We start from the raw sequence: 20,256 nt of genomic DNA on the forward strand, positions 1-20,256 counted from the left end.
AGGGGTTAGCTGAGGAGGTGGAAAAACAAAAGCTATTGATATTTCCTATGATGATCGGCGGGAAATAAAGTCGTACGGTTCTTGCTGATATTTTATAAATAAGAACGCGCCATTCTTTTATATTGAATAGCGCGCGTGTTTTATTTCATCTGAGCGCGAATGAGTTGCCCCAATTGTTTCACCGCGTCTTCTTCGCGCTCTCCCCAATTCCATGCGGTATTGAAGCGGAAAAAGCGCTTCCAGGTGTCTGAGGTCGAGAACATTTTCCCCGGCGCGATGCTGATATGGTGGGCCAGCGCCTGTGTGGTCAGCTCACCCGCGTCCAGCGATTCCGGTAGTTCAAGCCAGAGAAAATAACCGCTGTTGTTATGATGTATTTTTACTTCCGCCGGAAGATGACGCAGCAGCGTTTGCCAGGCCTGCTGTTTGCGCTCCGCCAGTTGACGGCGCAGGCGGCGAAGATGGGCGTCATACCGGCGCGTAGAGAGATAATCGACCAGTGCCAGCTGCATCGGCGAACTGGTGGAGAGCGTACTCATCAGTTGTAATCGCTGGATCTGACGGGCATGTTTGCCGGCGGCTACCCAACCGATGCGAAAACCCGGCACCAGACACTTAGAGAATGACGAGCAGTGCAGCACCTTGTCGCCCCGATCCCACGCTTTGGCGGGCAGCGGTTTCTCCCGACCAAAGTAGAGTTCGCTGTAGACATCATCTTCAATCAACATCACATTATGGCGATCGAGTATCTCAACCAGACGCGCCTTTTTCTCCGGGCTGAGGGTCACGCCGAGCGGATTCTGGCTGTTGGTCATGAGCCAGCAGGCTTTGACCGGGTACTCCTGCAGCGCCAGCTCCAGCGCCGCGAGGTCGATCCCCTCCTTCACGTCCGTAGCCACCGACAACGCTTTAAGCCGCAGCCGCTCCAGCGCCTGCAACGCGCCATAGAAACAGGGGTTTTCGACAATCACCCAGTCGCCCGGTTCTGTCACCGCCTGCAGGCTCAGGTTAAGCGCCTCCAGCGCTCCGGCGGTAATGACTATCTCATCGGGCGAGACGGTAATACCCTGTAAGGCATAACGGCGGGCAATGGCGTGACGCAGCTCTGCGTTCCCCGGCGGCAGGTTTTCAATCACGCTCATCGCGGTTGCGGTCCTGCTCACCTGCGCCAGAGAACGGTTCAGTTGCTGTAGGGGGAATAAACGCGGATCGGGAAAGGCCGAGGCAAACGGCATCACCGACGCATCCCGACTGGCCTGTAGCATCTCGAAGATATAGGTGTTGATATCTACCGCTTCGTCGCACATCACCTGGACCGGTTGCACCTCGGGCTGGCTAACCGGACGTGGCGCGACATAATAACCGGACTGGGGACGCGCAATAATCCGTCCCTGACTTTCCAGCAGCTGATAGGCATGTCCGACGGTCATAAAACTCATCCCGCTACTGACCACCTGCTCACGCAGTGACGGTAAACGGTCGCCAGGTTGCCAGACGCCAGAGGCAATCTGCTCGCAGAGTTGTTCAGCCAGACGCTGGTATTTTTTCATCGTTATTATCTCGCGGGTCAAAACATGTGGACCCGCACAGTGTATATCAGTGAGTAAAATACTCAACGCTCTGGTAACTGTTATGGTTTTAAAAGCCCTTACTGTTTCTGATACTGAAATCATCAAAGACTTAAAATTGCGCTGAATCAATTTTTAGTGCGGAGCTCTGCATGTTCGGTCTTGATGCGTTTCATCTGGCAAGGATCCAGTTCGCCTTTACGGTTTCCTTCCACATTATTTTTCCGGCGATCACCATTGGTCTTGCCAGCTACCTTGCGGTGCTGGAAGGGCTTTGGCTGAAAAGCAAAAATCCCGTCTGGCGCTCGCTCTACCAGTTCTGGTCGAAAATTTTCGCCGTTAACTTTGGTATGGGCGTGGTATCCGGTCTGGTGATGGCCTACCAGTTTGGCACCAACTGGAGCGGGTTTTCCGAGTTCGCCGGCAGTATCACCGGGCCATTGCTGACCTACGAGGTGCTCACGGCGTTCTTCCTTGAGGCCGGATTCCTCGGCGTGATGCTGTTTGGCTGGAACAAGGTTGGTCCTGGATTACATTTTTTCTCCACCTGCATGGTGGCACTGGGTACGATTATCTCCACCTTCTGGATCCTTGCCTCCAACAGCTGGATGCAGACGCCACAGGGCTATGAGATAGTCAACGGCCAGGTCGTGCCGGTGGACTGGTTCGCCGTCATTTTCAACCCGTCGTTCCCCTACCGCTTGCTACACATGTCGGTGGCGGCGTTTCTCAGCAGCGCATTGTTTGTCGGGGCCTCAGCGGCCTGGCATTTGCTGCGCGGAAACACGACTCCTGCTATCCGCGCCATGTTTTCGATGGCGCTGTGGATGACGCTGATTGTCGCACCGCTTCAGGCGCTCATTGGCGACATGCACGGCCTGAATACCCTCAAACATCAGCCCGCCAAAATCGCCGCCATTGAGGGCCACTGGGAAAATCCGCCGGGGGAACCCACCCCGCTGCTGCTCGTCGGCTGGCCGGATATGGAACAAGAACGTACCCGCTATGGGCTGGCGATCCCGGCGCTGGGCAGCCTGATCCTGACCCACAGTCTGGATAAACAGGTCCCGGCGCTGAAAGAGTTTGCCAAAGAGGATCGCCCCAACGCCACGATGGTGTTCTGGTCGTTTCGCATCATGGCGGGTCTGGGGATGTTAATGATCCTGCTCGGTGTTTGTGCCCTGTGGTTACGCTACCGACAGCGTCTTTATACCTCACGACCGTTCCTGCGCTTTGCTTTATGGATGGGACCGTCAGGATTGATAGCCATTCTGGCGGGCTGGGTCACGACGGAGGTCGGTCGCCAGCCGTGGGTGGTTTACGGGCTACAACGTACTGCGGATGCGGTCTCCGCACATGGCGATCTACACATGAGTCTTTCTCTGCTGGCGTTCTTTGTCGTCTACAGCTCAGTCTTTGGCGTGGGTTATAGCTACATGATCCGCCTCATCCGCAAGGGGCCACAGGAGACGATTGCTCCGACGCCGCCCACCGGCACGCCAGCCCGGCCGCTGTCTGCCGCCGTCCTCGACTCTCAACATGAGGCACACCGCTAATGGGTATTGATTTATCGGTAATCTGGTTCGTCATCATCGTCTTCGCCACGCTGATGTACATCGTGATGGATGGATTCGACCTGGGTATTGGCATTTTGTTTCCCGTTATCCGCGATGCCGACGATCGCGACGTGATGGTTAACAGCGTCGCCCCGGTCTGGGATGGCAATGAAACCTGGCTGGTCCTCGGGGGTGCCGGGCTGTTCGGCGCGTTTCCGCTGGCCTATGCGGTGATTATTGACGCGCTCACGATCCCGCTGACGCTGATGCTCATCGGATTGATTTTTCGCGGCGTCGCCTTTGAATTTCGCTTCAAAGCCACGCCAGCCCATCGTCCGTTCTGGGATAAAGCGTTTCTCTGCGGTTCGATGCTGGCGACGTTCACCCAGGGCGTGGTGGTGGGTGCGGTGATTAACGGTTTTGCCGTCACCGGTCGCCGTTTCAGCGGCGGCCCGTTTGACTGGTTCACCCCTTTCACCCTGTTCTGTGGCGTTGGTCTGGTCGTCGCTTATGCGTTGTTGGGTGCCACCTGGCTGGTGATGAAAAGCGAGAACCCCTTGCAGGATAAGATGCGCACCGTCGCGAAAAAACTCTTGCTGGCGATGCTGTTGGTCATCGCGCTCATCAGCCTGTGGACGCCACTGGCGCACCCAGCGATCGCTGAACGCTGGTTTACGCTGCCGAATCTGTGGTTCCTGCTGCCGGTTCCGCTGCTGGTTGCGGTGATTGGCTTCTGGTTATGGCGAACGCTTAACCAGCAAGACAGCCACGCGCTGCCCTTTGTGTTGACCCTTGGTCTGGTTTTCCTCGGTTTCAGCGGGTTGGGGATCAGCATCTGGCCGTACATCATTCCGCCCTCCATTACTCTCTGGCAGGCTGCTGCGCCCGCGCAGAGTCAGGGCTTTATGCTGGTCGGCGCGTTACTGATCATTCCCATTATTCTGGTTTACACCTTCTGGAGTTACTACGTATTCCGTGGCAAAGTTCAACATGGCGAGGGGTATCACTGATGCAACAATCTGTCTGGAACCGCCTGATGTGGCTGGTGATTTTGTGGGGCGGCAGCGTGCTGGCGCTGGCTGCCGTGGGCATGTTCTTTCGCCTGATCATGACGGCGGCAGGATTTAAATCGCATTAAGTTTATGCCGGATGACGCTGCGTTTATCCGGCATAATCGTTAACCTTTACGACGCTTTGGCAGCGTTTTCATCAGCTCTTCCGGGCTGACGGAAGCCACCACGCTGCCGGGCAGCGGCATCTTCAGGATATGATTTTTGATTTTACCGATCACATGCATTTCGCACGGGCGGCAGTCAAATTTCAGCGTTAGCACCTCATCGCCGTTAACCAGTTGCATCGGCGTTGCCTTCCAGCTTTTGATATTGCCCTTCGCCTGTTTCGGGCACAGATTAAAGGCAAAACGCAGACAGTGTTTGGTGATCATCACCGGCACATCGCCCTTTTCTTCATGCGCTTCATATGCCGCATCAATCAACTGCACGCCATAGCGATGGTAAAACTCGCGCGCTTTATGGTTATAAACGTTGGCCAAAAAACTCAGGTGCGTTTGCGGGTAAACCGGCGCAGGTTCAGACACCGGTTTGCGAACGCCGCGTTGATAGCCCGCCAGGCGCGCGGCATCCAATAGCTCCACCGCTTCCCGGCGAAACGCATTAAGCTGGCTGTTCGGCACAAACAGCGCCCCCGGCAGGTTCACCGCGATATCGCGGGCGTAATAGAGAGTCTGCCCCAGTTTCGCCAGTCCATCCTTCAGACCGTTCAGCGCTTTTTCCGCGTTGTTGGCCTCATCAAACTGTCCGTCCAGCGTATGGGTGATGCTGACGCCCTCTTCGCTGGTCAGCGTCAGGATCAGCTGTTCCTGCCAGCCGCCCAGTTCAATATCCACGGCCACCCGACGCTCGCTTGAGGTTTTGGTTAACGCCTGCTGCCAGTTATGGTCAAGATTGCGATTCAGCGGATGGGGCGGACGCAGTTTATGCAGTTCGGCGGGCATCTCGTTCGGCCAGACGCGATAGCGATGATGTCCGGTTTTTTCGACGGTATTGGCGCGAAAGCCGACAACATCGCGTTTGATCAGGACGTTAAGACCGTCACCGTTTGCCAGCGGTTCGCTGACTTCAACGTCGAGGTGATCTTTTGCCACTTTCAGCACGTCACCCACCGGCAGACCGATAAACTTCGGCGAATCAAAGGCCCCAATATCCCCTTTACGCGCATTCACAAAGTAGTCGGTGCTGCCGCGATGGAATGTTTTATCCGTTGACGGCGTGAAGAAATGTTCCGTACGCCCGGCAGAAGCCCGCGCCAGGTCGTCGCGATCCTCAATAATGGCATCCAGCATCTGGCGATAGTGCGCGGTGATGTTCTTTACATAGCTCATGTCTTTGTAACGCCCTTCAATCTTGAAGGAGCGCACGCCAGCGTCGATCAGCGCGCCCAGGTTGGCGGTCTGATCGTTATCTTTCATCGACAGCAGGTGTTTCTCATACGACACCACCCGTCCTTGATCGTCTTTCAGGGTGTACGGCAAACGGCACGCCTGCGAGCAGTCGCCACGGTTGGCGCTGCGCCCCGTTTGCGCATGCGAAATATAGCACTGTCCCGAATACGCCACGCACAGCGCGCCGTGGACAAAGAATTCTATTGTAGCGTCGGTCGCCTGATGAATAGCCTGAATCTGTTCAAGACTCAGTTCGCGCGCCAGGACTATCTGCGTAAAACCCACGTCAGAGAGGAATTTGGCTTTCTCCACGCTGCGAATATCGCACTGGGTGCTGGCATGCAGTTCGATGGGCGGGATGTCGAGTTCCAGAATGCCCATGTCCTGTACGATCAGCGCATCAACGCCGGTCTGGTAGAGATCGGTAATGAGCTGCTGCGCGGGGTCCAGTTCATCGTCGTGAAGAATCGTATTCAGCGTGACAAAGATTTTCGCGCCATAGCGATGGGCGAACGGCACCAGTTCGGCGATATCTTTCAGGCTATTGCTGGCATTATGACGCGCCCCAAAGCCAGGACCGCCGATATAGACGGCATCTGCACCATGTAAAATGGCTTCGCGGGCAATGGCGGTATCACGTGCCGGGCTTAACAATTCAAGGCGATGTGGGGACTGGCGCATAGCGTTGTTGTATCCAGTAGCAGCAAAATGGCGGCTATTGTAGTCAGAAGCGCCGCGTTGCGAAATAGTTTTCCCGCTTAACTGCGTGGGTAATGGATAAGCGAATGAAAGTGCACGGTCTGTTCGCTGCTGTTGCGATAGGCATGGGCGCGGTCACCCGCAAAACGAATGCCTTCTCCGGCACGGATCACGCGCCATTGCTGTTCAATGCACATCTCCAGTGCGCCTGCTATCACGACCACATGTTCAATCACGCCAGCTTCATGCGGTGTGGATTCGCTGAGCGCGCCGGGTGCCAGCAGAATCGAAAAGTGGTCAAAGCGCAGCACCGGATCCCACGGAAATAACGGCGTCACGACCATCGCCTGCTCTTGCGGATCAAACGTCGGCAGCGGTTCAGTTTCCGGCGGTGAAATAAAAGTGGAGAACGGGACGTTCAGTCCGGTGGCAATCTTCCATAACGTCGCCACCGTGGGACTGGATTCGTTGCGCTCAATTTGCCCGAGCATCGCTTTTGAAACACCGGTCGCTTCAGCCAGGCGCGATAAACTCCACTCCCGCTGCTTGCGTAATGTTTTTAAGGTGTTCGCCAGATAGTGCGTCAGGTTGTCCATTGGTATCCTCCCAAAAGGTCAGCTTACCACTTGTACGTTATAACGCCCAGATGCTAGATTAAACGACCGTTATAACGCACAAGAGGGGCTTATGCGTTCATTCTCCCTGCCATTACCCACACTGCTTTCTGGATTTGTCGCCGTACTGGTTGGCTATGCCAGTTCTGCGGCCATCATCTGGCAGGCCGCCGTGGCGGCGGGCGCCAGCACAACGCAAATTGCCGGCTGGATGACCGCCCTTGGCATCGCAATGGGTGTCAGTACGCTGCTCTTGACGCTCTGGTATCGCGCCCCCGTACTGACGGCGTGGTCAACGCCCGGCGCGGCGCTGCTGGTGACCGGACTCCAGGGGCTGACGCTGCCAGAAGCGATTGGTGTGTTTATCATCGCTAACGCGTTAATCGTACTATGTGGCGTGACGGGATTATTCGCCCGCCTGATGCAGGTGATCCCCCACTCGCTGGCGGCGGCCATGCTGGCCGGGATTTTGCTCCGCTTTGGCCTGGAGGCATTTGCCCGTCTCGGCGACCAGTTTCTGCTTTGTGGCGGCATGCTGCTGGCGTGGTTAGTGATGAAGAGGATTGCGCCGCGCTACGCGGTCATTGCGGCACTGATTGCCGGCGCGGTCATTGCGCTATTCGAAGGTGACATTGTCACCTCTTCATTCGCCATGACCCCGGTGTTACCCACCTTTATTGCCCCTCAGTTTTCTCTGGCCCACGCTCTGGGCATTGCTGTACCGCTCTTTCTGGTGACGATGGCGTCACAGAATGCGCCCGGCGTGGCAACGATGAAAGCCGCCGGATACGATGTCCCCGTTTCACCTTTGATCATTGTCACCGGATTACTGGCACTGCTGTTTTCCCCTTTTGGCGTCTATTCCATCTGCATTGCCGCCATTACTGCGGCGATTTGCCAGAGTCCGGATGCCCATCCGGACGCCGCTAAACGCTGGTTGGCCGCCGCGGCCGCCGGGATGTTCTATCTGTTAGCCGGTATTTTCGGCAGTTCGATTACCGGCATGATGGCGGCCCTGCCGACGAGTGGCATTCAAATGCTGGCGGGACTGGCGCTGCTGGGGACGATTTCGGGTAGCCTGTACCAGGCGCTGAATCATGAAAACGAGCGTGATGCCGCCGTGGTGACGTTTCTGGTCACCGCCAGTGGGCTGACGCTGTGGGGAGTGGGTTCGGCATTTTGGGGACTGATCGCAGGCGGGATCTGCTACACCGTCTTAAGGTTAGCCCGACGCGCGTAACTGCGTCGGCGTCTTACCCGTCACCTGCTTAAAGCGATTGCTGAAGTGGCTCGGCGAACTGAATCCGCAGGCCAGCGCAATCTCCGTTAACGGACGCTGTGAGTGACAGACCAGCTGCTTTGCCACGGCCATCCGGCGCTGCATCACGTACTGATGCGGTGCCATTTTCATCGACTGGCGGAACATTCTGGCGAAATGAAATTCACTCAGCGCGGCTTCATACGCCAGATCGGCTAGCGTCAACGGTTCTGCCAGGTGGGCGTCGATATAGGCCAGCACATTGCGCAACGTCACCGGCGCCAGTCCGCCCGTTACCGTCGGCAATCGCCACTGCACGTTGCTGTAGTGCTGAATAATATGAGTCATCAGAAGTGACGACGCGGCGCTGAGCGTCAGGTGATTCGCGGGTTGATGCCAGTCGTTACCCAGCAAAAACTGTCGGTAGACCGCCGTAATGCCCGGATCGTTACCAAACGTCCGTTCATCCAGCGTAAAGCGGTATGGACTTTTGTCCCAGACCTTTTCCCCCACGTCACGCAAATGCGCGTCGGTGCAGTAGAGATGCACGAACGAGAGGTTGTCACGGATATCCCAGGTGGATTCACTCTCTTTTGGCAACAGGCAAAAGCGGTCCGGCCCACCACCATTTTTCCAGCCAGAAGCCGTTTTCTGATAACTTTCGTAGCCATCCGCGACATACAGACTGAGCGTGTGATGATCGCAATACTGCGTGATGGTATCGCGCTTGTTTGACCATGCCGCTAACTGAACGCCCGAACGCAGCTCGACCGACTCCTGCAACACGGCATTGTGCTGACTCAATTTTTCAAAGGCATCGTAAGACCGGGTCATACCACCACATAAACGCTGTTGTTCAGGCATTCAGTCTATCGCAGGTCATTGCGGTTACCACCCGCCAGACAGAAAAAAGCGCAAGATTTTGCAAGTATCCCGCAAATCGATGAAAGCGCGTCCCACCTGAGATCGGCGACAGTCAATTATCGGGTAAGAAGAGAGAATAATGATGAACGCACTATTGTATTGTCTGGTCGTGGTTATCTGGGGTACCACATGGATCGCCATTTATTTGCAGCAGGGCCCCGTTGCCGCACCGGTCTCGATTTTCTGGCGCTTTGCGGTGGCGACGGCATTGATGATGGTCATTATGCTGCTGCGCGGAAAGTTGCGCACGCTATCGCTACGTGACCATCTGTTCTGCCTGCTGCAAGGGAGTTGCGTCTTTTGCTTCAACTTCTGGTGTTTTTATACCGCAGCGGCCTGGATCAATACGGGACTGGAGTCGGTTATCTTCTCCATGGCGGTGCTGTTTAACGCGGTGAACAGTTTCTTCTTCTTTGGGCAAAAACCGCCGCTGCGCTTTTATTGCGCCGCCGCGCTGGGACTCACCGGTATCGTCACCCTCTTCTGGCACGATCTGATGAGCAGCGGCTTTAGCGGATCGCTGCTGCTGGGCATTGGTCTTAGCGCGCTGGGGACATTTGGTTTTTCACTGGGAAATATGATAAGCCTCCGCCATCAGAAAAAGGGTCTGGAAGTGATGACCACCAACAGTTGGGCCATGCTGTATGGCACGCTGTTGATTGCGACGATTGCGCTTGTGCGTGGGGATAATTTCACCCCGCAGTGGACCTTCAGTTATCTCGGCGCCCTGCTGTATCTGGCCGTTTTCGGATCGGTCATCGCTTTTGGTGCCTACTTTACGCTGGTGGGGAGAATTGGCCCGAGCAATGCCGCCTACAGCACGCTGCTATTTCCGCTGGTTGCGCTGTCATTTTCTACGGTTTACGAAGGCTATAGTTGGCAGGTGAATGCGGTGACCGGGCTGGTTCTGATTCTGGTGGGAAATCTGGTGATGTTTGCCCGCCCACCGGCACTCTTGCGCCGCCGGACGGCATAAAGAAACGCGCCATCAGACGATGGCGCATCGACATTATTTCCGGTTTATGTCAAACATGGTGGCATCCGTCGCCATGTCATCCACAACCTGTTTCAGGTTCTCAAACGCCATCGGTGTGCTCTGATTACTCAGGTCTTTACCTTCGCCCTGACGAACAACTTTAATCACCGGCTTATTGGTTGCCGCATCGATTAGCTCGCCTTCAAAGTAAAGATGGGTGTCCATGGTACGGTGACCGGTCGCCATTTGTGTACCGGCAACCACCAGCGCCACAGGTACCACTTCATAGAATTGCAGCCCTTCTTTACTGGTATCTACCCCCGTGATCGCACCACGAAAGATCAGGCTACGCGGCCCCGGCGTGGTCACCAGCGGTTTACGTTGACCAACGGCAGTTTTCAGTTTCGTGTTGGTGTAGGTCAACAGCTGATCGAGCACCTTCTGGCCGACCTGAGTGGTCGGTTTTGGTACCGGATAATAGGTTATTGGATTCCAGACAATGTTGTCATATTTGGTTTCGCTATAGCCGGGATCGACCCAACGTAACACCGGATGCCCGGTGGCGGATTTTGTTTCCTTAAGACCAGAGTAGTCTTTTAAAAAACCAGAATATTTATCTGGCTGTGTGACTTTTGATGCACAGCCGGATAAGGCCAGTAAACCAGTAAGCACTGCAACTTTAAATAAAGTATGAGTACGCATGAAACGATCCCTTAGAATATGCAGATATGCAATTGAAATAGTAGCAAAGGGAAATCATCTGCGTTGGACTAAAAATGGTAACCACAGCACAATTTATTTCAGAGCGCCCATATTTAGGAAAAATGCTGGGCGCTGAAGGGGTTAGCGGTACATCTACTTAGGCTATTTTACGCGCCAGCAGCGTGGCGAAGCGCAGTTTAATTCGGTTGCCGTTGGCATCAGTACGATGCAATTCGCCAACATCTTCATTATATTTCAGTAATTCCCAGCCGTCGTAATAACGACGCAGTTCCCCTTCTTTAAAAGCAAACGGGAATCCTACCGTGCACGGAAAATCAGCGGTATCCATGGCGGCAACAATCAGGTTATAACCGCCAGGTTTGGTGCAACGCTGCATATTGTCGATTAAACCCGGAATCGTTTTGGCTTCCAGGAACATCAGTACCACGGTGGAGAGAATAAAATCATATTCGCCTTCAAACGTCAGGGCGTTGAGATCCACCACTTTCGCCTGGAGATTGTCCAGCCCTTCTGCCGCTTTGATACGTTCGACGTTGGCGATACTCATCGGGTTTTTATCCCACGCGGTCACGTCATAGCCCCTCGCCGCCAGATACAGACTGTTACGGCCATTGCCACAGCCTAAATCCAGCGTTTTTCCCGGTTTGACGACCTTCACCGCCTCCAGAACGTCAGAGTGAGTGCGGGTTAAGTCATATTTTTCAGTGAAGTAATTTTCATCACGAAGGGTCATTTTTTATCCTCAGATTTCAGTAATGCCGCACGTTCTGTGCGAATGAGCAGTTTTCCCTGCATCAGTAGTGCGAACGTGCGTACCAACAATAATGCGATGATAACATTAGTAAAGATGAACAACGGCACCGCCAGCGTGTGAAAAAAGCCAGCGGAACTGGCGTGGCCAAGATGCAGCCCGGTGGTCGCCAGGGCCGACACGCCGAACGAGAAACTCCAGAATGAGGCGTTAAACGGCTGCGACAGATACCAGGGCATCAGGCGCAGCATAAACAGGAGTTGCAGCAGGCCGTAGCCAAATAACATTTTTGCCAGCGTATCGCCCTCACCGCCGTTGACGCTCAGCCAGGCGCTACAGGCCACCAGCGCAGGCGCAAGCTGGATCCCCAGCGAAGTCCGCATAACGGTGGGCAATTCGCCGGCGCTGCGCAGACGCTGCAAGATAACCGGCTCCAGGCTCAGCCAGGAAAAAACGCCCGCCCCTAAAAAGACCAGTCCGGCATCGGTATAGCCTAATGCGCCACAGGCCATCGCGCTGATGAAGTTGTTAGCGACCGTGGGTAAATAGAGTCCTGGCGTTGTTGCCTCTTGTGGGTGTGAGCCGCGCCACAGCCCGGCGGTCTGCCACGCCGCGTAAACCAGTTGAATGACGACCCCGACGCTAAACAGGCCAATCGCCAGCGGACGACACCACGGAACAAAACCAATCGCCACCAGCATCGTGGTGGCTGGAAACAGGCTGACAAAACTGCTCATCACCGGATGGCGAATCTCGGCGATCACGCTGTGCGGAAGGCGGATCAGACGCGTGATAAACGCCAGCGTCAGCAGTCCCCATATCACCATCGCCAGCATCACCAGACCGTCGCCGAACCAGTGGCTGACCGACCAGATCTGGCTGGCATAGCGCCAGGCAAAGCCCATTCCAATCGTCCCAAGGACCATGCCGAAGTAACCGGCGGGAAGATTCAGGACGCGATCGCTACTCTTGCTGTTGCTCATTTTGTTTAATTTATAAAGTATATTTTAAATGCATTTTATGGAATTTTATCCGCGTTAGCCAGCGTCGCAGAATTTGCTACGGTTATAGTAAGCGACTAAACGGAATGCCTTCATGCGTAAATACCGACTCAGCGACGAACCGCGCGCGTTCAGTTACCTGGATAATGGCAATAAAAAGAGCGTATTACTACGCCAGATTATCGCACTCGTTGACTTTAATGATGTGAAAGCCGGTGACGCTGGCGGCTGGATTGATGATGAAAGCGTGCTGGCCCACACCGGAGATTGTTGGATTTACGACGAAAACACGCTGGCCTTTGCCGGCTGTATAATTTCGGGCAATGCCCGTATCACACAGCCCTGCCTGCTACGCGACAACGTCAGCCTTGGCGATAACGTCTGGATTGACCACGCGGAGCTCAGCCACGGCGCCAGAATCAGTGACAACGTCACGATTCAGTCATCCACGGTTCGCGGCGACTGCCACCTCTTTGGCGACGCGCGGATTCTGCAACAATCAGAGATTGTCGCGGCGCGCGGACTCACCGTCGAGCGCGATCGGATCCTGCAAGTTTATGACCGCGCCACGGTTATCAATTCGCGCATTGTCCACCAGGCGCAAATCTATGGCGACGCCATCGTCAGCTACGCGTTTATTGAGCATCGGGCCGAAGTTTTTGATGACGCGCTGATTGAAGGTAATGACGAAAATAACGTCTGGATTTGTGATTGTGCGAAAGTCTACGGTCGTGCGCAGGTGATAGCCGGCACCGGGGACGATGCGATCCCCACCCTGCGCTACAGTTCACAGGTGGCGGAACAGGCGCGAGTGGAAGGCAACTGTGTGCTTAAACATCACGTGCTGGTGGGCGGAAACGCCGTGCTGCGCGGCGGTCCCATTTTACTCGACGATCATATTCTGATTGAAGGCGACGCGCGTATTCTCGGTGAGGTGCTGATTGAAAATCACATCGACATCCGAGGACGCACCACCGTTGAGGCCGCCACAGACGAGGCCATTCACCTGCGCGGCCCGAAAGTGTTCAACGGTGAACAGCATATCACCCGCACACCGCTGATTGGTTCACTGTAGCGACGAATCGATGATTCGTGCATACAGATTAACATCGTCATAGTGACCATTCAGGAACTCCGCCTGCTTCAGGCAGCCTTCAAGCGTAAAGCCATTGCGCTGTGCCACCTGATTGCTTGCCAGATTTTTTACCCGACATTTGATAACAAAGCGGCGAATTTCGCCTCGCCCGGCATAGTGATGAATAAACGCCTGCAGCGCGCGCGACAGGATCCCTTTCCCCTGCTGCGCTTCATCTATCCAGTAACCGATATAAGCCGCTTTGTTCAACGGCTCGATCTGATTAAACGACAGCACGCCCAGCATCGCCTCGCCGTCGAAAATCAGGAACATTTTGGCATAGCCCCGCTGGTGGAGCATCATGTTGCCCTGCACGGATTTTCGCGAATCCTCTTCAGAGTTGACGTATTGCGGCCAGTCTAAAAACTGCTGTAGCCAGGCACTGTTTTTACGTACCAGTTGATACAGCCCGGCAACGTGACATTCCTCTACCGCCCGTAGTTGTAGCGTGTCATTGATCTCAATAATTTCACTCACCCGTATTCTTCCTCCCGCGTTCAGACATTCATCAGCATTGAGCGTTTTTATTCTACTTACCTCACATTATTTTTTATTTCCTCTACTTTCGCTATTTCCACGTGAGACTGCTCACAATTATTCGCCCAGCCAGCGCCTATAAAACGCTCAACGAGTGATTGTTTTATCTTCTACGGAGATCCTTATGTCATTTTCTGTGCAGGAAACACTGTTCTCGCTTTTGCATCTCAATGCCGTTTCAGGGCATGAAAACAGCGTCGCTGAGGTCATGCTACGCGAATTTAAACGTCAGGCAAAAGAGGTCTGGCGCGATCGGTTGGGAAATGTCGTCGCCCGCTACGGTAGCGATAACCCGAATGCCTTGCGACTGATGATGTTTGCCCACATGGATGAAGTCGGCTTTATGGTGCGCAAAATTGAGCCGTCGGGATTTTTGCGCTTCGAACGTGTGGGCGGCCCGGCGCAGGTCACTATGTCCGGTTCGGTCGTCACGCTCGCCGGAGATAATGGCCCGGTGATGGGATGCATCGGCATTAAGGCGTATCACTTTGCAAAGGGGGATGAACGCACGCAATCACCTTGCGTCGATAAACTGTGGATTGATATCGGCGCGAAGGATAAAGCCGACGCCCTGCGGATGGGCATCCAGGTCGGTACGCCGGTTACGCTGTATAACCCACCGCAACTGCTGGCGAACGATCTCGTGTGCAGCAAAGCGCTGGACGATCGTCTGGGGTGCACGGCGCTGCTGGGCGTGGCGGATGCCATCGGCACAGCGTCGCTGGATATCGCGGTTTATCTGGTGGCGTCCGTGCAGGAAGAGTTCAACATCCGCGGCATTGTCCCGGTTTTACGCCGCGTTAAGCCGGATCTCGCCATCGGCATTGATATCACGCCGTCATGCGATACGCCGGATCTGCAGGACTACTCCGACGTCCGGGTCAACCAGGGGGTCGGCATCACCTGCCTGAACTATCACGGACGTGGCACGCTGGCCGGATTAATCACGCCACCGCGACTGATCCACATGCTTGAGCAAACGGCCCTTGCGCACCATATTCCCGTGCAGCGCGAAGTCGCGCCCGGTGTTATCACCGAAACGGGCTATATCCAGGTTGAGCAGGACGGCATTCCCTGCGCCAGCCTCTCTATCCCTTGTCGCTATACCCACTCTCCCGCGGAGGTCGCCAGTCTGCGCGATTTGACTGACTGCATTCGCTTATTGACCGCCCTGGCTGGCATGCCAGCCGGGCACTTTCCCGTTGAGCCTGATTCAGGCACTACACAAGAGGCAAATCCATTATGAAAAAGATCCTTGTGGCATGCGGTACCGGCATGTCGACGTCAACCATGATTGCGCACAAGTTGCAGGAGTTCCTTGCTGAACAAGGCATTCCGGCAAGCACCGCCCAGTGTTGTCTCAATGAGATCCCGCTGAATTGTAACGGCATGGACCTGATTGTGACGTCCATGCGTACCAACAACGATTACGGTATTCCCACGTTAAACGGCGCGGCACTGCTAACGGGAATTAACGACGACGCCTTGAAGCAAGAAATCAAGGCACTGTTAACGCAATAACAAGGAGGCATTATGTTTGACTACATCCTGTCTCTCGGTGGTACCGTCTTTGTTCCCATCATCATGATTGTGATTGGGTTGATCTTCCGTATTCCCTGGCTGCAGGCGATCAAAGCCGGGGTCACGGTAGGGATTGGTTTTGTCGGAATGGGGCTGGTGATCGTCATGGCGATCGACAGCCTCAGTCCGCCCATCAAAGTGATGATTGAACGCTTTGGTCTGACCCTGCATGTGTTTGACGTCGGCGCAGGACCGGCCTCTGGCGTCGGGTACGCCACCGCCATTGGCGCAATGATTATCCCGATTATTTTTCTGCTCAACGTCGCGATGCTGGTCACCCGTCTGACCAAAACCATGAACGTCGATATCTATAACTACTGGCACTACGCCATTACCGGCACCGTGGTCCAGTTAATGACCGGCAGTCTGATTTATGGCGTGCTGGGCGCCATTTGCCACGCGGCATTGTCGCTGAAAATGGCCGACTGGACGGCTAAGCGCGTGCAGAACATCGTCGGACTGGAGGGGATCTCCATTCCGCAGGGCTATGGTTCCAGTTCGGTACCCCTGTTCGTTCTGCTCGATGCCATCTACGAAAAAATTCCGTTTATGAAGGGACGCAACATCGATGCCCAGGAGATCCAGAAACGCTACGGCATGGTCGGCGACCCGGTCATTATCGGCGTGGTGCTCGGTCTGATCTTTGGTCTCGCAGCGGGTGAAGGATTTAAAGGCTGCGCCAGCCTGATGATCACCGTCGCGGCGATTATGGTGCTGTTCCCGCGCATGATCCGTCTGATTGTTGAAGGGTTACTCCCCATCTCCGACGGCGCACGTAAATTCTTCCAGAAGCATTTTAAGGGACGTGAGGTGTATATCGGTCTGGATACCGCCGTCACGCTGGGTCACCCCACCACCATTGCCGTTGGCCTGTTGCTGATCCCTATCATGTTGATTCTCGCCAGCATCTTGCCCGGCAACAAAGTGCTGCCGCTTGCCGACCTGCCCGTCGCACCGTTCTTTATCTGTATGGCGACGGTTATCCATCGCGGCGACCTGATTCGCACCTTAATCAGCGGCGTGATTGTCATGGTCACCGTCCTGCTGATCGCCACGCAGTTTGCCCCCTACTTCACCGACATGGCGCTTAAGGGCGGCTTCAGCTTTGCCGGTGAAAACGCGCAAATCTCTGCACTGTCCGTAGGCAACATGTTTGGCTGGTCAATTTCGGAGCTGATGTCGCTTGGCATTATTGGCGTCGTCGTGGCGGTGGGTATCGTCGCCAGCGTCGTGCTGTTCTTACGTAAACGTGAACTATCGGAATAAGGAGTACCTTCAATGAGTTGGCTGAAAGAGGTTATTGGAACGGAAAAAGCTGTTATTGCCATGTGCCATTTGCGCGCATTGCCCGGCGACCCGAGCTTTGATGCACAGAAAGGGATGAACTGGGTGATCGACCGCGCCCGGGACGATCTGCTGGCGCTACAAAATGGCGGCGTGGATGCCGTGATGTTTTCCAACGAGTTTAGTCTCCCCTATCTCACGAAGGTTCGCCCGGAAACCACCGCGGCAATGGCGAGGGTGATTGGACAACTGATGAGCGAAATCCGCATCCCGTTTGGCGTCAATGTGCTGTGGGATCCGGTCGCGTCGTTCGACCTGGCTATGGCGACGGGCGCATCGTTTATTCGCGAGATTTTTACCGGTGCCTACGCCAGCGACTTCGGCGTCTGGGACACCAACGTCGGTGAGACCATACGTCATCAGCACCGCATCGGCGCGGGTGGGGTCAAAACCCTGTTCAATATTGTGCCTGAAGCGGCGGTATACCTGGGCAATCGCGATATTTGTTCCATTGCGAAATCCACCGTCTTTAACAACCATCCGGATGCCCTCTGCGTCTCTGGTCTGACGGCGGGCGCACGCACCGACAGCGCCCTGCTAAAGCGGGTAAAAGAGACGGTGCCGGATACCGTGGTGCTGGCGAATACCGGCGTGTGTCTGGAAAACGTTGAGGAACAGCTTAGCATTGCTGACGGTTGCGTAACGGCCACCACCTTTAAAAAGGACGGCGTTTTCGCCAACTTTGTCGATCAGGCGCGGGTCAGTCGGTTTATGGAAAAAGTGCATCATATACGGCAATAAAAAAGGGGATAAGCAGAGCGCTTACCCCCGGTAGTACAGCGATCCCTGCCGCCTTCGTCAAAAGTCTCGACGGGGATCGCTATCAGAGTAACCCTAACCGGCAAGGAGTCAACGACTGATGATAAACGATGTTAAGTGGGTGCAGGCACAGCGCGAGGCCAAAGACTGGCGCCAGGCCGTCGAGATCGCCGCTCGCCCGCTGATTACCTTTGGCGCTGCGCAACCGGGCTACGTGGACGGCATTATCGACAACACGCTGAACTGGGGGCCGTACTATTTAATTGCCCCCGGTATCGCCTTACCCCATGCGCGGCCCGAACAAGGGGCTAACCATAATCAGGTCAGCATCACGACGCTTAAAACGCCCGTCGCGTTTGGTCATGAGGAGTGCGACCCGGTCTGGCTGCTGCTGTGCGTCAGCGCGACGGATGCCAATGCGCATATCCTCACCCTCCAGCGCATCAGTCAGTTTATTGATTCACCCGAACGACTCGCGGCGGTGCGACAAGCGCAAACCGACGCCGCGCTGTTCGCGCAGGTATGCGGATAACGGAGGCGATGATGATTCTGCACCCTTCTCTTGCGTCGGCGGATCCGCTGCACTACGGGACGACGCTGACTGCCCTGGCCGATGCCGATATGGGTTCACTGCATCTGGATATCGAAGACAGCAGCTTTATTAACAACATTACCTTTGGCCTCAAAACCGTGCAGGCCGTCGCCCGGCAGACGACACATCCCCTCTCATTTCATTTTATGATTTCCCGCCCACAGGACTGGTTTTCTGCTCTGGCAGAACTCAAACCGGCGTGGATTTTTGTTCATGCTGAAACGCTGGCATACCCTTCTGAAACGCTGACACAAATAAGGCTTATCGGCGCGAAAGCCGGGCTGGCGTTTAATCCGGCCACCCCTGTTGACGCGTATTGCTATCTGGCACCACACCTGGATGCGCTGATGGTCATGACCAGCGAACCCGACGGCGTCGGTCAGCAGTTCATTCCCGCCCTGTGTGAGAAGGTCCGTCGCGTACGCGACTGTTTTCCTGAAGCGGCGTGCTGGGCCGACGGTGGCATAACGCTTTCCGCCGCACAACAACTGGCGACAGCGGGCGCGCAGCATCTTGTCGTGGGACGCGCGCTGTTCTCATCAGAAAACTATCACGCCACGTTATCCCGGTTTGCCGGACTGTAAGAGGAGATTGCTTCGATGAGCCAACAGCGCCCTGACCGTATCAAACAGATGCTGCACTATCTGTGGCAGCATCGTCATCTCTCTACCCAGCAGGCCATGGAACTGTTTGGCTATGCGGAGGCCACCGTCCGTCGTGATTTCCAGTATATCGCCAGCCAGTATCCCGGCATGATTCGCGGTCACGGCAGCCTTGATTTTGACGACAGCATGGATGACAAAGAGTATGTTTTTGATGTCAAACGGACATTGCAGGCGGAGGCCAAAAAAGAGATTGCCGCCCTGGCCCGCACGATGATCAAAGACGGCGACTGTTTCTTTCTTGATTCCGGTTCCACCTGTCTGGAACTGGCGAAATGTCTGGCCGATGCGCGGGTGAAAGTCATCTGCAACGACATCAAAATCGCCAATGAGCTGGGCTGTTTTCCGCACGTCGAGAGCTACATCATCGGCGGACTGATTCGTCCGGGTTACTTTTCGGTGGGTGAGAGCCTGGCGCTGGAGATGATCAATGCGTTTTCGGTAGAACGGGCCTTTATCTCCTGCGATGCGCTGTCGCTGGCAACGGGGATCACCAACGCCACGATGTTCGAAGTCGGCGTTAAAACGCGAATTATTCAACGCGCCCGCGACGTGGTGCTGATGGCCGATCATTCAAAGTTTGATACCGTCGAACCTCACGCGGTTGCCACGCTCTCATGTATTAAAACGATCATCAGCGACAGCGCGCTCGCGGATGACATTGTGCAGCGCTACACCCACGCGGGATGTCATCTGGTGTTGCCACATCGCTGAATGACAGGCGCAAAAAAGCCGCCATGGCCGGCGGCTTAGCTTGCTGACACAGAAGGAAAAAGCGTGGTTTTCCTTCTGTGCGGTTAGCGGCTCATCAACGCGGATTACCCCGCATCAACGCTTTCTTTCTGCAGTATTTTGAGCATATCGTCCTTAAGCTGGAGTTTCTGTTTTTTCAGACGAACGACTTCGAGATTGTATCCCCGACCATCGGAACCTTCCAGCCTGGCAATTTCATGATCAAGGTTGTTGTGCTTTTCGAAAAGAGACAGAAAGCGAGGATTCTCGGATTTCAGTCGGGAAATCAGATCTCTGTATTCTGGAAACATACGCTCTCCCTGTTAGTGATAAACCATGTGTATAAGAAATACACTCCTTCAGCTTACTCATTTGACTTAGGG

Annotated in this window: 22 protein-coding genes; 13 read left to right on the forward strand and 9 right to left on the reverse strand. The window is 55.0% G+C overall.

The genetic code is table 11. The features are described from left to right. Positions 1 to 140: 140 nt before the first annotated feature. The gene (locus ACERJC_RS07025; protein ID WP_152404585.1) at positions 141 to 1,550 is read right to left on the reverse strand and encodes an aminotransferase-like domain-containing protein; all 1,410 of its coding nucleotides are present in this window, start codon (positions 1,548 to 1,550) and stop codon (positions 141 to 143) included. 170 nt (positions 1,551 to 1,720) lie between these two features. On the opposite strand from ACERJC_RS07025, the gene ACERJC_RS07030 reads away from it, so the two are divergent. From ACERJC_RS07030 to ACERJC_RS07040, 3 genes are read left to right on the forward strand one after another with little or no spacing between them, the layout of a single operon-like run. Next, entirely contained in the window at positions 1,721 to 3,124 is a 1,404-nt protein-coding gene (locus tag ACERJC_RS07030; protein ID WP_178825646.1) for a cytochrome ubiquinol oxidase subunit I, read from the forward strand. Continuing rightward, entirely contained in the window at positions 3,124 to 4,134 is a 1,011-nt protein-coding gene (cydB, locus tag ACERJC_RS07035; protein ID WP_373671346.1) for a cytochrome d ubiquinol oxidase subunit II, read from the forward strand. Before ACERJC_RS07030 ends, cydB begins: the two co-directional genes overlap by 1 nt. Beyond that, a complete protein-coding gene (locus tag ACERJC_RS07040; protein ID WP_152404578.1) occupies positions 4,134 to 4,262 on the forward strand; it encodes a DUF2474 domain-containing protein in 129 nt (42 codons plus the stop codon). The genes cydB and ACERJC_RS07040 overlap by 1 nt, the downstream gene beginning before the upstream one ends. Before the next feature lie 39 nt (positions 4,263 to 4,301). Here the strand turns inward: ACERJC_RS07040 and ACERJC_RS07045 are convergent, their stop codons facing one another. After that, positions 4,302 to 6,266, reverse strand: coding sequence for a peptidase U32 family protein (locus tag ACERJC_RS07045; protein ID WP_371894842.1), 1,965 nt, complete (start codon positions 6,264 to 6,266; stop codon positions 4,302 to 4,304). A 77-nt stretch (positions 6,267 to 6,343) separates the two neighbouring features. After that, positions 6,344 to 6,880 (reverse strand): helix-turn-helix domain-containing protein, encoded by a 537-nt coding sequence (locus ACERJC_RS07050; protein ID WP_373671347.1) that lies wholly within the window; start codon positions 6,878 to 6,880, stop codon positions 6,344 to 6,346. A gap of 91 nt (positions 6,881 to 6,971) precedes the next feature. Here ACERJC_RS07050 and ACERJC_RS07055 point away from each other — a divergent pair, with 91 nt between their 5' ends. Then, the gene (locus ACERJC_RS07055; RefSeq protein ID WP_286633319.1) at positions 6,972 to 8,138 is read left to right on the forward strand and encodes a benzoate/H(+) symporter BenE family transporter; all 1,167 of its coding nucleotides are present in this window, start codon (positions 6,972 to 6,974) and stop codon (positions 8,136 to 8,138) included. Here ACERJC_RS07055 and ACERJC_RS07060 read toward each other — a convergent pair. Then, positions 8,121 to 8,990 (reverse strand): helix-turn-helix domain-containing protein, encoded by an 870-nt coding sequence (locus ACERJC_RS07060; protein ID WP_152406329.1) that lies wholly within the window; start codon positions 8,988 to 8,990, stop codon positions 8,121 to 8,123. The genes ACERJC_RS07055 and ACERJC_RS07060 overlap by 18 nt on opposite strands. 172 nt (positions 8,991 to 9,162) lie before the next feature. Between ACERJC_RS07060 and ACERJC_RS07065 the strand changes: the two genes are divergently transcribed. Beyond that, entirely contained in the window at positions 9,163 to 10,056 is an 894-nt protein-coding gene (locus ACERJC_RS07065) for a DMT family transporter (RefSeq protein WP_373671683.1), read from the forward strand. 33 nt (positions 10,057 to 10,089) lie between these two features. Here ACERJC_RS07065 and ACERJC_RS07070 read toward each other — a convergent pair whose 3' ends face one another. The 3 genes from ACERJC_RS07070 to tehA all read right to left on the reverse strand — a co-directional run bounded on the left by ACERJC_RS07070 (position 10,090) and on the right by tehA (position 12,513). Further along, positions 10,090 to 10,758 carry a DUF3313 domain-containing protein gene (locus ACERJC_RS07070; protein ID WP_178823476.1) on the reverse strand — a complete coding sequence of 223 codons (669 nt, stop codon included), beginning with the start codon at positions 10,756 to 10,758 and terminating at the stop codon, positions 10,090 to 10,092. 157 nt (positions 10,759 to 10,915) lie between these two features. Beyond that, positions 10,916 to 11,512 carry a tellurite resistance methyltransferase TehB gene (gene tehB, locus ACERJC_RS07075; protein ID WP_178823478.1) on the reverse strand — a complete coding sequence of 199 codons (597 nt, stop codon included), beginning with the start codon at positions 11,510 to 11,512 and terminating at the stop codon, positions 10,916 to 10,918. Continuing rightward, positions 11,509 to 12,513: a dicarboxylate transporter/tellurite-resistance protein TehA gene (tehA, locus tag ACERJC_RS07080; RefSeq protein WP_373671348.1), complete on the reverse strand. Its 1,005-nt coding sequence runs from the start codon at positions 12,511 to 12,513 to the stop codon at positions 11,509 to 11,511. The genes tehB and tehA overlap by 4 nt, the downstream gene beginning before the upstream one ends. A gap of 112 nt (positions 12,514 to 12,625) precedes the next feature. On the opposite strand from tehA, the gene ydcK reads away from it, so the two are divergent. Beyond that, entirely contained in the window at positions 12,626 to 13,606 is a 981-nt protein-coding gene (gene ydcK, locus ACERJC_RS07085; protein ID WP_373671349.1) for a YdcK family protein, read from the forward strand. Here ydcK and rimL read toward each other — a convergent pair. Next, on the reverse strand, positions 13,598 to 14,143 hold the full coding sequence (gene rimL, locus ACERJC_RS07090) for a 50S ribosomal protein L7/L12-serine acetyltransferase (RefSeq protein WP_373671350.1): 546 nt from the start codon (positions 14,141 to 14,143) through the stop codon (positions 13,598 to 13,600). The two genes, ydcK and rimL, sit on opposite strands and share 9 nt — an antisense overlap. Before the next feature lie 184 nt (positions 14,144 to 14,327). On the opposite strand from rimL, the gene ACERJC_RS07095 reads away from it, so the two are divergent. The 7 genes from ACERJC_RS07095 to ACERJC_RS07125 all read left to right on the forward strand — a co-directional run bounded on the left by ACERJC_RS07095 (position 14,328) and on the right by ACERJC_RS07125 (position 19,855). Next, positions 14,328 to 15,449, forward strand: a complete 1,122-nt coding sequence (locus tag ACERJC_RS07095; RefSeq protein WP_373671351.1) for a M42 family metallopeptidase — start codon at positions 14,328 to 14,330, stop codon at positions 15,447 to 15,449. Then, positions 15,446 to 15,724, forward strand: coding sequence for a PTS sugar transporter subunit IIB SgcB (sgcB, locus tag ACERJC_RS07100; protein WP_152754380.1), 279 nt, complete (start codon positions 15,446 to 15,448; stop codon positions 15,722 to 15,724). The genes ACERJC_RS07095 and sgcB overlap by 4 nt, the downstream gene beginning before the upstream one ends. 12 nt (positions 15,725 to 15,736) lie before the next feature. Further along, positions 15,737 to 17,050 carry a PTS sugar transporter subunit IIC SgcC gene (gene sgcC, locus ACERJC_RS07105; RefSeq protein ID WP_152404556.1) on the forward strand — a complete coding sequence of 438 codons (1,314 nt, stop codon included), beginning with the start codon at positions 15,737 to 15,739 and terminating at the stop codon, positions 17,048 to 17,050. Between the two features lie 12 nt (positions 17,051 to 17,062). Beyond that, on the forward strand, positions 17,063 to 17,869 hold the full coding sequence (gene sgcQ, locus ACERJC_RS07110; protein WP_152404554.1) for a BtpA family protein SgcQ: 807 nt from the start codon (positions 17,063 to 17,065) through the stop codon (positions 17,867 to 17,869). Positions 17,870 to 17,987: 118 nt separating this feature from the next. Then, positions 17,988 to 18,419, forward strand: coding sequence for an SgcA family PTS sugar transporter subunit IIA (sgcA, locus tag ACERJC_RS07115; RefSeq protein WP_371894849.1), 432 nt, complete (start codon positions 17,988 to 17,990; stop codon positions 18,417 to 18,419). An 11-nt stretch (positions 18,420 to 18,430) separates the two neighbouring features. Next, entirely contained in the window at positions 18,431 to 19,063 is a 633-nt protein-coding gene (locus ACERJC_RS07120; RefSeq protein WP_373671684.1) for a ribulose-phosphate 3 epimerase family protein, read from the forward strand. A gap of 15 nt (positions 19,064 to 19,078) precedes the next feature. Further along, positions 19,079 to 19,855 carry a DeoR/GlpR family DNA-binding transcription regulator gene (locus tag ACERJC_RS07125; RefSeq protein WP_178825827.1) on the forward strand — a complete coding sequence of 259 codons (777 nt, stop codon included), beginning with the start codon at positions 19,079 to 19,081 and terminating at the stop codon, positions 19,853 to 19,855. Between the two features lie 104 nt (positions 19,856 to 19,959). Here the strand turns inward: ACERJC_RS07125 and ACERJC_RS07130 are convergent, their stop codons facing one another. Then, on the reverse strand, positions 19,960 to 20,184 hold the full coding sequence (locus ACERJC_RS07130; RefSeq protein WP_042318909.1) for an HP1242/YdcH family protein: 225 nt from the start codon (positions 20,182 to 20,184) through the stop codon (positions 19,960 to 19,962). Positions 20,185 to 20,256 lie beyond the last annotated feature (72 nt).

This window comes from Citrobacter telavivensis (assembly GCF_041807075.1).
Lineage (GTDB): Bacteria > Pseudomonadota > Gammaproteobacteria > Enterobacterales > Enterobacteriaceae > Citrobacter_A > Citrobacter_A telavivensis.

Bases quoted from the DNA above. Each gene is read 5' to 3' on its own strand.
- ydcK (WP_373671349.1), top strand. From the start codon at position 12,626: ATGCGTAAATACCGACTCAGCGACGAACCGCGCGCGTTCAGTTACCTG.
- sgcC (WP_152404556.1), top strand. From the start codon at position 15,737: ATGTTTGACTACATCCTGTCTCTCGGTGGTACCGTCTTTGTTCCCATC.
- sgcB (WP_152754380.1), top strand. From the start codon at position 15,446: ATGAAAAAGATCCTTGTGGCATGCGGTACCGGCATGTCGACGTCAACC.
- ACERJC_RS07095 (WP_373671351.1), top strand. From the start codon at position 14,328: ATGTCATTTTCTGTGCAGGAAACACTGTTCTCGCTTTTGCATCTCAAT.
- ACERJC_RS07040 (WP_152404578.1), top strand. From the start codon at position 4,134: ATGCAACAATCTGTCTGGAACCGCCTGATGTGGCTGGTGATTTTGTGG.
- sgcQ (WP_152404554.1), top strand. From the start codon at position 17,063: ATGAGTTGGCTGAAAGAGGTTATTGGAACGGAAAAAGCTGTTATTGCC.
- ACERJC_RS07065 (WP_373671683.1), top strand. From the start codon at position 9,163: ATGAACGCACTATTGTATTGTCTGGTCGTGGTTATCTGGGGTACCACA.
- sgcA (WP_371894849.1), top strand. From the start codon at position 17,988: ATGATAAACGATGTTAAGTGGGTGCAGGCACAGCGCGAGGCCAAAGAC.
- ACERJC_RS07045 (WP_371894842.1), bottom strand. From the start codon at position 6,266: ATGCGCCAGTCCCCACATCGCCTTGAATTGTTAAGCCCGGCACGTGAT.
- ACERJC_RS07055 (WP_286633319.1), top strand. From the start codon at position 6,972: ATGCGTTCATTCTCCCTGCCATTACCCACACTGCTTTCTGGATTTGTC.
- tehA (WP_373671348.1), bottom strand. From the start codon at position 12,513: ATGAGCAACAGCAAGAGTAGCGATCGCGTCCTGAATCTTCCCGCCGGT.
- ACERJC_RS07125 (WP_178825827.1), top strand. From the start codon at position 19,079: ATGAGCCAACAGCGCCCTGACCGTATCAAACAGATGCTGCACTATCTG.
- ACERJC_RS07070 (WP_178823476.1), bottom strand. From the start codon at position 10,758: ATGCGTACTCATACTTTATTTAAAGTTGCAGTGCTTACTGGTTTACTG.
- ACERJC_RS07030 (WP_178825646.1), top strand. From the start codon at position 1,721: ATGTTCGGTCTTGATGCGTTTCATCTGGCAAGGATCCAGTTCGCCTTT.
- ACERJC_RS07025 (WP_152404585.1), bottom strand. From the start codon at position 1,550: ATGAAAAAATACCAGCGTCTGGCTGAACAACTCTGCGAGCAGATTGCC.
- ACERJC_RS07050 (WP_373671347.1), bottom strand. From the start codon at position 6,880: ATGGACAACCTGACGCACTATCTGGCGAACACCTTAAAAACATTACGC.
- ACERJC_RS07120 (WP_373671684.1), top strand. From the start codon at position 18,431: ATGATTCTGCACCCTTCTCTTGCGTCGGCGGATCCGCTGCACTACGGG.
- ACERJC_RS07130 (WP_042318909.1), bottom strand. From the start codon at position 20,184: ATGTTTCCAGAATACAGAGATCTGATTTCCCGACTGAAATCCGAGAAT.
- ACERJC_RS07060 (WP_152406329.1), bottom strand. From the start codon at position 8,990: ATGACCCGGTCTTACGATGCCTTTGAAAAATTGAGTCAGCACAATGCC.
- cydB (WP_373671346.1), top strand. From the start codon at position 3,124: ATGGGTATTGATTTATCGGTAATCTGGTTCGTCATCATCGTCTTCGCC.
- tehB (WP_178823478.1), bottom strand. From the start codon at position 11,512: ATGACCCTTCGTGATGAAAATTACTTCACTGAAAAATATGACTTAACC.